The 15,500-nt window shown below is 37.1% G+C and carries 13 protein-coding genes; all 13 read left to right on the plus strand.

Annotated elements, in window-relative coordinates:
• Window positions 1-243: 243 nt before the first annotated feature.
• A complete protein-coding gene (rpsA, locus tag HCK02_RS03480) occupies window positions 244-1,407 on the plus strand; it encodes a 30S ribosomal protein S1 (protein ID WP_167628742.1) in 1,164 nt (387 codons plus the stop codon).
• Window positions 1,408-1,853: 446 nt separating this feature from the next.
• Window positions 1,854-2,528 (plus strand): hypothetical protein, encoded by a 675-nt coding sequence (locus HCK02_RS03485; RefSeq protein WP_167628743.1) that lies wholly within the window; start codon window positions 1,854-1,856, stop codon window positions 2,526-2,528.
• A gap of 134 nt (window positions 2,529-2,662) precedes the next feature.
• Window positions 2,663-5,152, plus strand: a complete 2,490-nt coding sequence (locus HCK02_RS03490) for a DUF5011 domain-containing protein (RefSeq protein WP_167628744.1) — start codon at window positions 2,663-2,665, stop codon at window positions 5,150-5,152.
• A gap of 66 nt (window positions 5,153-5,218) precedes the next feature.
• Entirely contained in the window at window positions 5,219-5,689 is a 471-nt protein-coding gene (locus tag HCK02_RS03495) for a DUF4354 family protein (RefSeq protein ID WP_167628745.1), read from the plus strand.
• Complete coding sequence (locus tag HCK02_RS03500) at window positions 5,682-6,959, plus strand: nucleotide sugar dehydrogenase (RefSeq protein WP_167628746.1); 1,278 nt, start codon at window positions 5,682-5,684, stop codon at window positions 6,957-6,959. Before HCK02_RS03495 ends, HCK02_RS03500 begins: the two co-directional genes overlap by 8 nt.
• A 22-nt stretch (window positions 6,960-6,981) precedes the next feature.
• Window positions 6,982-7,740, plus strand: a complete 759-nt coding sequence (locus tag HCK02_RS03505) for a YveK family protein (RefSeq protein WP_167628747.1) — start codon at window positions 6,982-6,984, stop codon at window positions 7,738-7,740.
• Window positions 7,709-8,365 (plus strand): CpsD/CapB family tyrosine-protein kinase, encoded by a 657-nt coding sequence (locus tag HCK02_RS03510; protein ID WP_167628748.1) that lies wholly within the window; start codon window positions 7,709-7,711, stop codon window positions 8,363-8,365. The genes HCK02_RS03505 and HCK02_RS03510 overlap by 32 nt, the downstream gene beginning before the upstream one ends.
• Before the next feature lie 14 nt (window positions 8,366-8,379).
• Window positions 8,380-9,030 (plus strand): sugar transferase, encoded by a 651-nt coding sequence (locus HCK02_RS03515; RefSeq protein ID WP_167628749.1) that lies wholly within the window; start codon window positions 8,380-8,382, stop codon window positions 9,028-9,030.
• Between the two features lie 63 nt (window positions 9,031-9,093).
• The gene (locus HCK02_RS03520) at window positions 9,094-9,786 is read left to right on the plus strand and encodes a WecB/TagA/CpsF family glycosyltransferase (RefSeq protein WP_167628756.1); all 693 of its coding nucleotides are present in this window, start codon (window positions 9,094-9,096) and stop codon (window positions 9,784-9,786) included.
• Entirely contained in the window at window positions 9,776-11,041 is a 1,266-nt protein-coding gene (locus HCK02_RS03525) for an O-antigen ligase family protein (RefSeq protein ID WP_246215521.1), read from the plus strand. Before HCK02_RS03520 ends, HCK02_RS03525 begins: the two co-directional genes overlap by 11 nt.
• A gap of 36 nt (window positions 11,042-11,077) precedes the next feature.
• Window positions 11,078-12,874: an asparagine synthetase B family protein gene (locus HCK02_RS03530; protein WP_167628750.1), complete on the plus strand. Its 1,797-nt coding sequence runs from the start codon at window positions 11,078-11,080 to the stop codon at window positions 12,872-12,874.
• A 19-nt stretch (window positions 12,875-12,893) separates the two neighbouring features.
• On the plus strand, window positions 12,894-14,351 hold the full coding sequence (locus HCK02_RS03535; RefSeq protein WP_167628751.1) for a lipopolysaccharide biosynthesis protein: 1,458 nt from the start codon (window positions 12,894-12,896) through the stop codon (window positions 14,349-14,351).
• Entirely contained in the window at window positions 14,348-15,403 is a 1,056-nt protein-coding gene (locus HCK02_RS03540) for a glycosyltransferase family 4 protein (protein ID WP_167628752.1), read from the plus strand. The genes HCK02_RS03535 and HCK02_RS03540 overlap by 4 nt, the downstream gene beginning before the upstream one ends.
• The last annotated feature ends 97 nt before the right edge of the window (window positions 15,404-15,500 follow it).

Consider the following 15,500-nt stretch of genomic DNA (forward strand, 5'->3'; position numbering starts at 1 on the left):
GAAAAAACTTGACAAATCTGTTGTTTTGTAGGATGTTAGAAGAGAGATTTTTTCTAACATAGAGATCAAATCTTTTAGGATTTTCTTGCAAAAAATCAATCTGACGAATGCCTTTTAGTGAGTAGGTGGACTCCCGTAATGACGAATTTGCTACGTGCCTTGTCATGAAGATTGTTAGAAGCTGTACTTCTTTTGCGGTTACAGAAAGTCCTAATTCGAGAAACGAATTAAGGAGGGCTACGCATGTCTGATGAATTAAACGATGTGGAAGTTAGAAATTTTGAAGAAGGGGACAAAGTCACCGGCACAGTTACAAGCGTGGAAGATAAACAAGTATATGTCGGAATTCCTGATAGCAAATTGGACGGGGTTGTGCCGATTAGCGAACTATCCAATGTACATGTAGAAAAAGCTTCTGACGTAGTAAATGTCGGAGACACTCTTGATCTTGTTGTTACGAAAGTAGAAGAAGATGTTCTTGTTCTTTCTAAACGCAAAGTAGATGCGCTGAAAGCTTCTGACGAAATCAAAGAAAAATTTGAATCGGGCGAAGTTTTTGATGCTATTGTGAGTGATGTTGTTAAAGGTGGTCTTGTAGTTGACCTCGGAGTTCGAGCTTTCGTACCGGCTTCACTTGTAGAAGATCACTTTGTGGAAGATTTTTCTGATTATAAAGGAAAAACTTTGGCGTTTAAAGTTGTTGAATTTGAACCAGAAAAAAATCGTGTGATCTTGAGTCACCGAGCTGTGGCTGAAGCTGAAAAAGAAGAAAAGAAAAAAGAACTTCTTGCGACAATTAAAGAAGGAGATGTTCTAGAAGGAACAGTCGAGCGCCTTGCAAGCTTTGGTGCATTTGTTGACCTTGGTGGTGTAGACGGGTTAGTTCATATTTCGCAAATTTCTTATGAGCACATTGGAACTCCTGGCGATGTCTTAACAGAAGGCGAAAAAGTAAAAGTGAAAGTTATTGGAGTGGACCCTGAAAACGAACGGATTTCACTTTCAATTAAAGAAACACAACCAGGACCATGGGATAACATTGCTGAAAAAGCTCCTGTTAGTGCTGTGTTAAAAGGTAAAGTTATGCGCCTTGTTTCATTTGGAGCGTTTGTTGAAGTATTCCCTGGAGTAGAGGGGCTAGTTCATATTTCGCAAATTGCGCATAAGCACATCGGAACACCAAGTGAAGTTCTTGAAGAAGGTCAAGAAGTAGAAGTGAAAGTATTAGATGTGAGCGAAGATGAAAAGCGTCTATCACTAAGCATTAAAGCCCTTCAAGAAGAACCACAAGAAGAAAATGATTATGAACTTCCAGAAGAAAACACAGGTTTCCAAATGGGTGATTTAATTGGTGATAAACTGAAAAATATCAATAATGATAACGACAACGACAACGACGATAAATAAAGTTGTTTATAAGAAAGTCCTTTAAGAGATGACACTTGTTGACTCTTAAAGGGCTTTTTTTGTGCAAAAAAGTCATAATTTGGACAAAAAAGCAGTTCTAATAAGAAAAAATTTAGCATATAGACAGTTTATAGTTATTTTTACATAAGATAAAATAAAATTTATAGAAAGAACTTAAATGCAACTAGCGGATTGACACGAATAGATTTAAGTTTTTTATGGAAAAGGAGGATTTCGTTTGGGGTGTTAATTAGGATTTACCGAAAAAAGTTGTTGGAAAGTTAATTTTTATAGATTTTTATAACAAAATTTTATATTTTTTGAATGGTAATGTACAATTTTCGACACAAATTGTTCAAAAAGTGGCAGCTTTTTTGCAATAATAGTTGCAGATTTACATGTGGATTGTTATTACAATAAATGTGCATAGAAAAGGAGATGGGGAAATGGGGATGACTCAAAGAGTTTCTATACAAGAGATGATTAAAGAATTGGATGAGAATAAAGTCAGTCGGTTTCAGGTAGTTTATAAAAGATATGACAAAGATGAGTTATTGGATTTGCGGACACAAGGTTATCTGGCATTTTTTATTGAGGGATTGTGCTTTATTTATTTAAAAGCAGTGCAAGATAACAGTGAGTTTTTAGTAGATGTATTGGTGGGAAATTCTATTTTAGGACTAGAGGATAGTAATTCATCCAATCAAATGTGTGCTAAAGTTCAAAAGGGGAGTAGCATAGCATTTATTGAAGAAGAATATTTCTTTAATTATCTATCAATAAGACCTTCTTTTTCCGAATTTTTGATTAATTACACGAATATACAGGAAGAAAAATTAATGAAACGGCTTATTAGTTTGTCTTATTCAGGGAGACGAAAAAAGATTATTTCTTCGTTAATGGAATTGAGTGAAAATATTGGAATAGGAATGGGGGAGTGGCGACATTTGCCTGCTGGAATTGAAAATAAATTTTTACTCGAGTATAGCAATGTTGACCGAACTTTTTTCCAAAAAACGATGAAAGAGCTTTTTAGGAGCAAAATTGTCAAGTTTGATTCGGAAGGGCATATCCAATTAAACCATGGACAATTGCAAGATGAGTTTAGAAAAATTGAATAAAAAACTTCAAATGAATTTTGCGTAACGATTAAACAAACCTAAGTAGGCCGTTTAAGGGGGGGATGCCGTGCCATTTAGGAAATATTTGTGATTACTTTACTGTAGCTATTTCAAAAGAAAAGGAGAATTCAGACATGACCAAACAATCAAGTAAGAATTTAAAAAAAGGAGTAGTGACAGCGGTCGCTGTTGCAACTGTAGCCAGCCAATTTTTAGTGGGGACTCCGTTCCAAGCTAAGGCTGCGGAAACGAATGGATCAGAGGCTACTCAAAAACCTACACCACGTGCACTAGCAGTGTGGACAAATGCGACGCTTGAAACTGCGGCTGTAACACCACTTAATCTTGATACGCAAGTTGGTGGTAATTTGCGATTAGATTTTTGGGTCAATGCTTGGGGAGCTGGTCTAGCTGAGGAAGTTTATATGACAACAGAAATTCCAGTTGAATTTCGTCCTCTGATTGAAGCCGCATATGAAAAAGGGACACTTTTTGATGCGCTTAACCAAACAGGGAAGATTACAAGTCTTGGCATTTTTGGAGGTTCAATTTCATTTAGCAAAGAAAATCTTACTTATGATAAAGACTCCGGTGTTTTGAGTATGAAAACTGATCAAGCGTTAACAATTCCGGCTCAATCGACGGTTAGTTACCAAATGAACTTGGATTATAAATCGCTTTACAACGACTTAAAAGTAGCTATTCCAGATTCACAAACTGGGAATGGTTATCATGTTAAAGTCGGAGAGAACAGCAGTGGATATGTCAGTATCCAAATTGGTGACCGCGGTGCGGAGGCATATACTGCTGAAAAGCAAGCCATTGTTGGGACTGGTGGTCTTCCAACACTTACAGGAGTTAGCGACACCCTTGTCCAAGTGAATGAAGAATTTGATCCACTTGCTGGAGTTAAGGCAACAGATAAAGAAGATGGGGACCTCACAAACAAAATTGTGGTGGATTCAGATGTTAATATCAATAAACCAGGTGTATATACTGTAACTTATACGGTGACAGATAGCGACCGGAATGAAACAAAGGTAGAGCGTAAAATTACTGTTTCTGATGAAAATATTAAAGGAACAGTTTCTCCTAAGGCTTATCAATTAGGGCAAGAAAATGTAACAGGGTCTTATACAGGAGATGTGAAAACTGTTGCGCTTGTTGTAAATGGAGAAAAATATCCTCAAGTTGACGTTCGTGCTGATGGAAGCTTCTCCTATTATGCAGAAGATAAAATCACAAATGCTACTGACGATGTTCGTTTAGTTGGATATAGTGCATACGGTAAAGTGTTAGACGATAAACCAGTTAAAATTGGGAATCAACAAGGAACGATTACCCCAGCTGAATATACAGTTGGAAGTTCAAACATTACAGGAACATATACTGGTGATGTTGAGTTTGCAAAACTTTATGTAAATGGGGTTCTTCAGTCTCAAGGTGGTACTTTTGCGAATGGCGGATTCTCTTACTACGTCAATCCAAATGTCATTAAAGCCGGAGATATTGTCACAATTGAGGGCTATACAAAAGATGGACAAACAAGTCTAACAGAAAAAGTGCCAGTTAAAGTAAATGGAGCAGTAACAGCTGGAACGATCACTCCGAATAGCTATACTGTTGGTAATTCCACTATTACAGGAAGCTATACTGGTGACGTTGCTAATGCTCGCCTAACGGTAAATGGAAAAGTTGTGTCATGGGGCGGTACCTTTACTAATGGAAGCTTTTCATACTACACAGGTACAGGCGCTATTAAAGCAGGAGATACAGTTGTGTTAACTGCTTATGACAAAGATGAAAAACAATTGGATCAAAAAACTGTGACTGTAAATGGTGGGGCTACTCAAGGAGCCATTTCACCAAAAACTTATGCGGTCAATGATTCAAACATTACTGGAAGCTATACTGGTGATGTCGCAAAAGCTCGTCTAACAGTAAATGGAAAAGTTGTGTCATGGGGCGGCTCATTTAGTGGAGGAAGTTTCTCTTATTATGTAGGTTCTGGTGCTATTAAAGCAGGAGATACAGTTGTACTAACCGCTTATGACAAAAATGACAAACAATTGGATCAAAAAACTGTGACGGTTAGTGGTTCTGCTACGACTCAAGGAACGATTTCACCAAACACGTTTACTGTCGGTGATCTAGAAATTAATGGTACCTATACTGGTGATGTGGCAAAGGCTCGCATCTCAATTAATGGTAAAGCACAGGCGTGGGGTGGAACATTTAGTAATGGAAGCTTCTCTTATTACGTTGGAGCTGACAAAATTAAAGCAGGAGATGTAGTCACAATTTCTGCTTACGATAAAAATGATCGTTTGTTAGATGGCAATAAAACGATAACAGTCAAAAGTTCTACATCTCAAGGGACAATTTCACCTGACTCTTACTCTGTTGGAAATGTGACAATCACTGGTGCTTACACAGGAGATATTACAATGGCGCGTGTGTCTATAAATGGCGTTCAACAAGCATGGGGCGGAAGTTTTGAAAATGGAAGATTTTCGTACTATGTGGGTGCAAATAAAATCAAAGCAGGAGATGTGGTTACAATCTCCGCTTATAATGAGCTGACCACTTTGCTCGATCAAAAAAGTGTAGCTGTAATTAATTAAAAAACATTACCCACTAGAAAACACTTGTTTTCTAGTGGGTAACTAATTATCTAGTTGAGGTGTAGTATGAAAAAAATAGTAATGAGCATTTCACTTGTTTTACTTGTCTTTTTAGGAGCTTGCTCTGGGAATAATGCAGCTGAAAAAGAACAAAAAAACCAAACAGAGAAAACAAGCGAAAAAAATCCAGCAAATAAAAGTCAAGTTGTTGATGGGCTGAAAATAACGATTAAAAAACAAGAAGAAAATGAAAAAGTAGAAGGCAAGAAAAAAGAAAATCTATATACTTTCACGATTGAAGGAGAAAATGCTTCTTCCGTAAAGAAAGGACTAGGATCAATTGATTTCGTACTAAAAACGAAGGATAAAAAAGAAGTGAAGCTAGATGATTCACTTGCAACGTTTGGAAATGAACTAAAGTCTGGTGAAAAGCTGTCGGGTAAGGTCTCTTTTGCTACCAATAAGGTACCAGATAAGTTAGTTTACAAACCAAACGGAAAGGAACTTGCGGAATGGAGTGTCACCGTAAATGAGTAAGTTAATGACGATTGGGCTTGGGTATATTGGGCTTCCAACAGCGCTTAGTTTTGCAAAAAGCGGCGAAGAAGTCGTTGGGGTAGACATTTCATCTAAAATTGTGTCGCAGCTCAATCAAGGAATTGTGCATCTTGAGGAACCAGGAGTTGCCGAACTGTTAGCAGAAGTTTTAGCGGATGGAACATTCAGAGCTTCAACTACTCCGGAACAAGCAGATGTTTTTATTATTTCTGTTCCAACGCCTAATCAAAATGACAAGTATCATAGTTGTGATTTTCAGTATGTAGATCAAGCAGTTCAGTCCATCCTACCGTTTTTACAAAAGGGTAATACCGTGATTATTGAATCTACTATCCCTCCTAAAACAACAGTAAACCACATTCAGCCTATGATCGAAAGCTATGGTTTTGTGGTGGGGGAAGATATTTATTTAGTGCATTGCCCAGAACGGGTACTTCCTGGAAAGATTTTGTTGGAACTAAGAAGAAATAATCGAATCATTGGTGGCGTGACAAAGCGTTGTGCGGAAAAAGGAAAAGAAATTTATGGCAAGTTTGTCGAAGGTGAACTTATTTTGGCGGGAGCTTCTGAGGCGGAATTATCTAAGTTGATGGAAAATACGTATCGTGATATTAATATTGCGATCGCTAATGAACTTGTCAAGGTTGGAGATGATCTTGAGATCGATGTGCTAAAGGTCATCGAGATGGCAAACAAACATCCGCGTGTGCATATTCACCAACCGGGTCCGGGGGTTGGAGGACATTGCCTTGCTGTTGATCCGTATTTTGTTGTGGCTGCTTCACCAGAAAATACGGAGTTAATTCAAACGGCAAGAGCTATCAATAGGAATATGCCCACATTTATTGTGCAGAAAACTAAGCAACTCATGGATAACATTTGTGGGAAAAAAATAACGATTTTTGGATTGGCATACAAAGGAAATATTGATGATATACGGGAAAGCCCAGCAATTGAGGTTTTACGACTTTTAAAGGAAACAACAAATTATGAAATTAGCGTTTATGATCCACACGTTCAAATAGACCAGCTGACGCAAAATAAATCTGATGCACTTAGGAATAGTGATTTAGTTTTAATTTTAACGGATCACGCGGAATTTAAACAAATAACAGAAGCGGATTTTTCGCACATGAAACAACGCTATTTGTTAGATACGAAGCAAGTTTATGAACATTCAAATTCGAGCGTTCACTATTATTCGTTAGGGGACATTTCCGCGATTAAGCAAGAAAAATTGAGTGTTTAAATCATTATTTTGGGAGAATCCAATGAATGAAATAATTAATTTAAGTAAAATTATACAACTGATGAAACGCGAAAAATGGCTTCTTATTGGCGTCATTGTAGTACTGGTTGCAGGAATGTTTTCTTATTTGCAATTTATAGCTGTTCCAGTTTATCAAAAAAGCGCACAGATTTTAATTAGCCAAAATGATAATCCAAAAAATGCGAATCTTGAAGTGCAATCTGTTCAAGCCGATTTACAACTTGTAAATACGTACAGCAATATCATTTTAAGCCCGCGAATTTTAAGTGAAGTTGAAGAAAAACTAGATGGAACTTATTCTAGTGAAGCTTTGATGGAAGCGATGACGGCTACGAGTAAAGATAATTCTCAAGTGATTGAAATTAATGTTCAAAATAAAGATGTAGCAAAGGCAACAGAAATAGCAAACTTAACTGCTCAAACTTTTCAAAAAGAAATACCAAAAATCATGAATGTCAATAATGTCACCATTTTATCGCAAGCGGATGAAACCAGTAGTGATCAACCAATAAAACCGAATAAAACTTTATTACTTATTTTAACACTACTATGCGGGATGGTTGTGGATCTTTTGATTATGTTTATGAAGCTGTTTTTTAACCGCAAATTTACTGACACTGAGGAAATTGAAAGTTTACTTGGAATTCATGTTTTAGGGGTAGTAAGCGAATTTAATGATCGGGCAGTGAAACACAGTGCGGAAAAAGGTAGAAAGCGAGGTCAAAAATATGGGAACGAAAACGATTCTCACACAGATTGATTCACATTCACCGCTTTATGAGCAATTTCGAATGATTCGAACCGGAATCGATTTCACTAGTATTGATAAAGAAAATAATGTTGTGATGGTCACATCATCGGAAAGCGGAACAGGAAAATCAACAATTGCTTCTAACATTGCCATTGTAACCGCACAATCTGGGAAAAAGACACTGTTAATTGATACGGATTTGCGCAAACCAACGATCCACAAAATTTTTTCGAAAAATATGTATAGCGGGCTTTCGAATTTGATTACAGGAGACCTAGAACTTGAAGAGGTGCTTCAAAAAACAACGGTTAACAATCTAACTATTATGACAAGTGGCATTATTCCGCCGAATCCAACAGACTTACTGGCTTCTAGCCGGATGAAAAAAATTTTGGCTGAACTAAGAACAAAGTTCGATTTTATTATCATAGATACGCCACCAGCGACGATTGTTCCTGATGCGTTAGTCTTGGCTGATGAGGTAGATGGAGCTATTCTCGTAATTCGCTATCATAAAACACTCAAAGAAGAAGCCAAAAAAGCTCTTGATAAGTTGAAATTTACTAGAGTGAATTTATTAGGTGCTATTTTAAATGGCACAAAAGACTTGAATAAAAACTATTACTATTACTAAAAAGGGTGAGAATAATGGAAAACGATAAAGTGATTTTCCAAATAGCGGCAGAAGAAAGAGGCCTTTATTTGCGCTTTAAAAGACTGTGGGATTTTGTTTTTGCACTTCTAGCGCTACTGTTTCTTTTTCCGCTGTTTATTTTAGTAGCGTTAGTAATTAAGATGACAGACCTAAAAGCACCGATAATTTTTAAACAAGTCCGAGTTGGGCGAAACGGTTCGAATTTTCAGATGTATAAATTTAGAACAATGCGACCAAATGCAGAAACAGAACTTGCGAAGTATTTAGAACTAAATGAAATAAAAGGCGCGATGTTTAAGATGAAAAGAGATCCGCGGGTAACGCCGATTGGACGTTTTTTAAGAAAAACAAGTATTGATGAATTTCCGCAACTATGGAATGTTATCCGAGGAGAAATGTCGTTAGTGGGACCGCGTCCACCGCTTCCACGAGAAGTTGAGATGTATTCGGCATATGACAAGATGCGTCTGACAGTTACACCAGGTTGTACAGGTCTTTGGCAGGTTAGCGGGCGAAATCAAATTGGGTTTGCTGAAATGGTAGAACTAGATCTTGCCTATATTCAGCATATGTCGTTTTTGAATGATTTAAAAATTCTTGCTCGGACTATTTTAGTTGTGATTGCTCCGAAAGGGGCTTACTGAAACGTGACTTCTGAACAAAATAAACGGTTTTCTTTACTTGGAACACAGCTAGACCTTCTCACGATGGAAGAAACACTTGCACGAGTAGAGCAAATTATCTTAGCACGTCAACCAGAGCAACATGTGGTTGTGAATGCTAGCAAAGTTAATTTAATAGCTAAAAACAAAGCATTGCAAGAAATTGTGAATAGCTGTTCGTTGATTAATGTAGACGGGCAGTCAATTGTTTGGGCTGGTCGCTTTCTTGGTTTTCCGGTTCAAGAAAGAGTGACAGGGATTGATTTGTTTTCGAATCTTGTAAAACTAGCGGCAAAAAAAGGTTACCGAGTTTACTACTTTGGTGCGGAAGAAGAAGTGGTAGAAAAGGTGATACAGATTCATCAGGAAACCTTTCCAGCATTAAGGATTGCGGGCTACCGGAATGGTTATTTTGAAGAAGGGGAATCTCTTTCTATTGCAGAAGAAATCCGAGATAGCAACGTGGATATCTTGTTTGTTGCATTTTCGAGTCCCAAAAAAGAATTTTGGATTCACACGTATAAAGAGATTATGAATGTTCCTTTTTCTATGGGCGTTGGCGGGAGTTTTGATATTATTGCTGGCAAAACAAAGCGTGCACCTAGTTGGATGCAAAAGATCGGCTTGGAATGGTTTTATCGCTTTCTTCAAGAACCACGGCGAATGTTTCGGCGCTATTTGCTAGGAAATCTGACTTTTTTAAAGCTGGTATGGAAGGAGAAACGGCGTGGAAAATAGACAATTGCAACGTATACCTTGGAATATCTATTTGTTTTTGGCACTTGTTGCTGTTTTTCCTTTGATTGATAGTGTAAATGGCTTTTTTTTGACAACAGGTAAGACTTTTCCAATTGGTATTTTGTATCGCTTTGTCTTCTTTTTCTTTTTACTTTTTGCCATTTTTAGCAAAGTAATGCCTAAGAGTCGCTACACCTTCCTCACTTTCATGTTCATCTTAGGAAGCTTCTTGCTTTTTCTCCTTCAAAGTATTGTCCTACAGAATCCAATTTCTTGGTTAACTAGCGATTTAGGTGTTTTAGTGAAGTACTTTTTATGGACACTTATTCCGTATTATATGTACCAACGGAGAGAGACTTTTCAGATTTTGTGGTTAAATCGAATGTTTACAGTGATTAATTTGTTTTTTACAGCAGGCCTCATTATTCCCTATTTACTCGGTATAGGAACCTATACTTATGCAGCTTCTGAGGCGGGTTATAAGGGCTTCTTCTATGCACAGAACGATCTTTCTTGTGCGTTCATTATTTTAATTACATTATCCGGCTGGGAACTACATAAAAAATTAAAAGGAAAATGGGGCATGGGTTTAATTTTAAGCATTTTGCTTTATGTGGGCAATTTCTTTTGCTTAATTTTAATTGGAATGAAAACGGGAATTCTTTACGGTGCTTTTGTCAGCTTGATACTACTCGTCACTGTTTTATTTGGCTCGCTGTATCGATCGTTACTTCATCGCTTAACAATCTGGATCATTTGTTTAGGGATTTTACTCTGGGGCGCTATAAAAGGTGCACGAGATATTGTTTCAATGCTGAGCGGAACTTTCGAACGGCTAAGTTACTTTTATCAACTTTATGATGGTGACTTAGTTCGACTTTTGTCTAGCTCACGTAGCACCTTTCTGGAAGGCGGAATGACTGCTTTTTTGAGTGATCCTCATTTTAATTTCACTTTTTTTGGTGGACAGGGCTTTCAGTACCGGCTAGAACAATTTGGTCGCATGGGCCTAATTGAAATGGATTTTTTTGATGCTTTTTTCGGTTTTGGCTTGATTGGAATGATTCTCTTGCTCGTTTTGCTAGGGTATTTTTTGAAGCTAGCTTTAGAAAAAGAAGGACGTTCTGTTTATAGCTTTATTCTGATTGTCATCATTTTTTACGGCTTTTTTGCGGGACATGTTTTATTTTCAGCATTGTCCTCAACTTTTTTAGGGCTCATTTGTGGAGCTGTTCTTATCACGCGCAAGACTTAAAAATGATTGATTTTGATAGAAGGGAAGAAAGATGCTATGCCTGGATTTTATGGCTTTGTTTCAGACAGGCCTGACGTACTTGAAAAAAAACTAAAATGGAGCGATTTTGTAACACACGAATCAGGATTTATAGATGAAGAGGCTGTGATTCAGGTTGCAGGACTTTACGGTCGCTTTTTTCGACACGCTACAAAAAAATTTATTTATGACAAAACGTTTTCTGAGGATGCAGAACACTTTTTTATTCTTGATGGCGTTGTCTTAAATAAGCAGAAACTACTAAAACATTACAGAATGAATGCTGAAACAAAGATGGTTTCATTACTTCAGAAAATGAAACAAACGGCCGCTACCCCTTTCTTTAAAAACTTGCGGGGCAGTTTTGCAGGAGTAGTACTTGAAAAGGAAACCGCAAGAATTGCGATTTATACAAATCATATGGGTGATAAAGAAGTTTTTTACTATATGGATCAAGAAACGAATACACTTTATTTTGCAACAGACTTTGATCTGCTAATAAAACTCGTTCATGTTCATTCCGAGAAGACATTTAGGCTTAATAAAAATGCTAGTTATAGTTTAATGACTCATGGGCACACGCTTTGTAATGAAACTTTGTTCGACGAAGTGAGACGTCTTACACCAGGAAGCTTTTTAATGTTTTCCTCTAAGGGATTGATGCAAAAAAGTTATTATGAGATTCAAACTAAAGTACAGCCGATTGAAGAAGAACAAGCGCTTGAAAAATTAGATACATTATTTCGCAATGCTGTTCGTCTTTCTTTTGAAAAGGATTTGGAATATGGCTATAAACATTTAGTAGCACTTAGTGGCGGACTCGATTCACGAATGACAACTTGGGTAGCACACGAAATGGGCTATACGGATATGTTAAATTACACGTTTTCCCAATCTAATTATCTGGATGAGACTGTGGCGAATGAAATTGCGAATAAGTTGCATCACGAGTGGTTGTTTAAAAGTTTAGATAACGGACTATATTTATACAAGTATTTTGATGAAGCCGTCAGGATATCGGGAGCAAGAGCCCAAAGTTCAACGGTTTCGCACACACTCAGTCTATTGAAAAATGTCAACTTGGATAGGTTTGGGTTGGTTCATACCGGTCAGCTTGGGGATGTCATCATTGGGACTTATTATGATGATGGAAAGCAGCAAGGCTTTAAGCGAGGAGATGGAGCTGTTTCGACGAAGCTGCTCGACCGGGTTTGTTATACAGAAGAGCAAGCAGTTAACTTATCGGATCAAGAGTTGTTTAAGTTTTACAATCGTGGATTCACAGGGATAAATATTGGCTTAAAGCCAATGTATCAATTTACAGAAACCATTTCTCCGTTTCTTGATGTCGAGTTTTTAGATTTTTGTTTGTCACTTCCGTTTGAATATCGTAGTGGACATGCGCTTTATTTGAAGTGGATCAATCACTATTACCCAGAAGCAGCTAATTTTGTCTATGAAAAGGTGCAGGGAAAGATCAATCGCAAAGTCTGGACTGTGAAGGGGGTTCCTATTCCGTGGACAAGTCTTCCAAAAGCGGTAGGAAAGTATCTTAAGAAAAAGCTTGGGCTGCGATTAAACACAAAGAAACATATGAATCCGGTGGACTACTGGTATAAACAGAATCCAGAGCTACAAGCTTTCTATGAAGAGCGTTTTGAGCGAGGGTTAGAGGTGTTAAAAGATAAGCAGTTAAAGCAGGATTGTATGTTTCTTTTTGAAAATGGGACGGCGCAGGAAAAAGATCAAGTTGTAACATTTTTAGCTTTTGTAGAACAAATGCAGCAGTTTATGAAAAAAAGTGACGGGTGCTAAGTAGGAGGCGAAAACTTTCGTGAGTCAAACAAGCAATATTTTAAATAAGTTTTTATCAATTTCGATTGGAAGCTGGATTGCCATGTTGATCGGTTTTGTGAGCACGCCGATTACAACAAGGCTGCTTTCACCTGATCAATTTGGACAAGCCTCCATTTTTTTGCTCGTTGTGGATGTTTTGACAGCGATCACACTTCTCGGATCGGATCAAAGTTTTATTCGTTTTTTTTATGAAGAAGAGACGTCGAATCGTAAGTTTTTGTTGCGTAGCAGTTTAAGGATCTCACTTGCGACTTTTGGATTAGCAGCTCTTTTAATTTTGGTTTTTTATCAAAGCTTTTCCGCATTCATATTTTCAAAAATCAGTTTGTGGCTTGTTTTTTTACTGCTGCTTTATGTTTTTTTGCGCATTGTGAGCACATTTGCGTCACTTGTTATCCGCATGCAACAAAAGGGAAAGATTTTCTCGTTGATTCAAGTCTTAAATAAATCACTTGAATTTCTAGGTATTCTTTTTTTCGCGTATCTAATGGGCAATCACTATGAAGTTATTATTTATGCACATATTTCATTTATGATTTTAGTCACCGTGATTGCTATTGGTGTAGAGTATAAATTTTGGCATTTTTTTGGTGGCCAAGTTGCTCCTCTAAAGAGTGGTACGAGCGAAAGACTACATTATGGTATGCCACTTATGGTCACGCTCCTAATGACGCTAGCTTTTCAGTCTGTGGATCGACTCGCTATTAAAGAGTGGTCAAACTATAGCGAATTAGGGTTATACTATGCAGCATTTAAAATTATTGCTGTCCTTAATATGTTACAGATCAATTTTACGGCTTTTTGGACACCGCTTAGTTATGAAAAATTCAAAGAAAACCCTGATAATACCGTGTTTTTCCAAAAAATGGCTCAAACGGTTATTTTTGTAATGTTTATTATTGCAACGGGTGTTTTACTTTTTAAAGAAGTTATTGTTTATCTTTTAGGTTCAGAATACCGGGATGCTGCTTCGATCATGCCATTTTTAGTATTTATCCCTGTGATGTATACCATTTCAGAAGTGACTGTGGTTGGAATTAACTTTTATAAAAAAACAAAGTGGCATCTTCTGATCGCTTGCTGTGTCTTTTTTATTAATGTGCTTGGAAATATCTTCCTTGTTCCGTTAATTGGGGCTGCAGGGGCTGCAATTTCTACTGGAATTTCTTATATTGCTTTTTTTGCGATGAGAACTTATTTTTCCACTCGTTTATTTCAGGTTGATTATAAATTGAAGCGATTTTATGTGGGAACTTTGTTTTTAGTCTCATATGCGCTTTATACAACTTTTTGCGAACAGTCTATGTGGAGTTTTGGTTTTGGTTTTTTGGTGCTCTTAGTGATTTCTTGGTTATACAACGAAACGCTGATGGCACTCATTAATAAATGTCGGGAATTTATGGGTTCTTATAGAAAGAAAGGAGGCAAAAGATGAATATCTTGATGGTTGGACCAAGTTCTAAAGCAAAAGGTGGCATAGCGACAGTTATTGCCAATTTCCGGAAATATTACCGCAGTAATAAAATAGTTTACTTGGAAACTTGGCAGGAAAAGCATAGATATTTTGCTGGAATTCGGACTTTATTTTTGATCCGTAAGAAAATTCGACAAGAAAAAATTGATATCGTTCACTTTCACGTAGCACAAAAAGGAAGTTTTTATCGAAAAGCTTTGCTTAGCTACTTAGTTCCTAGGTATACGCATTATATTTTCCATATGCATGCTTCACAATTTGATTTGTTCTACGAAAAAAGTCCACGATTCTTAAAAAAACGAATTCGAGACGTATTAAATCGTGCTGATCACATTGTTGTTTTAAGTGAAAGTTGGGCGAGCTTTTACAGAGGCCTTACAAAAACCCCCATTTCTGTGATTCCTAATGCAGTAGAAGTGCCAAAAGAAGCAAACTACGATTCAGATGCCAAAAAAATTATTATGTTAGGGCGTCAAGGGGAGCGAAAAGGAAGCTATGATGTGCTACAAATTGCCCCACTCTTTCCAGATTACCAATTTGTTTTATATGGAGATGGGGAAATCGAACGACTTACAAAAGAAATCAAGCGAAGAAACATTCAAAATGTGACACTTCCTGGCTGGCTAGATGTTTCAAAACGTGATGAGGTGCTTTCGGATGCAGTGTTGCACTTGTTAATCTCTTATAATGAAGGTTTGCCGATGTCTATTCTTGAGACGATGGCGTGGGGGATTCCCAATCTTGCAACGAGTATTGGAGGAATACCGGAAGCCATTCGAGATGGTGAAAATGGTTTTTTAGTAGCACCGGGAGATTTGCAGCAAATTCAAATTTATTTGAAATTGTTTTTAAATGAGCGCGAGTTGAGACTTTCACTTTCTAAACAGGCTAGACTTACGGTGGAAAATCGTTTTTCGATAGAATCTTATTTTAGTCAATGGAATGCTCTTTATGATGCCTCAATTTATAAAAAGAAAAGGATTGAAATAGACTCAGAATCTCGTCATTTATAGACGAGATTCTTTTAATTTTTAATTTGGATAGATGTCAATAAAGTAGACACAAAAAGAGTAAATACTTAAAAATTTTCAAAATAAAGAGCCTCCTTTT

Source organism: Listeria valentina (genome assembly GCF_011800755.1).
GTDB lineage: Bacteria > Bacillota > Bacilli > Lactobacillales > Listeriaceae > Listeria > Listeria valentina.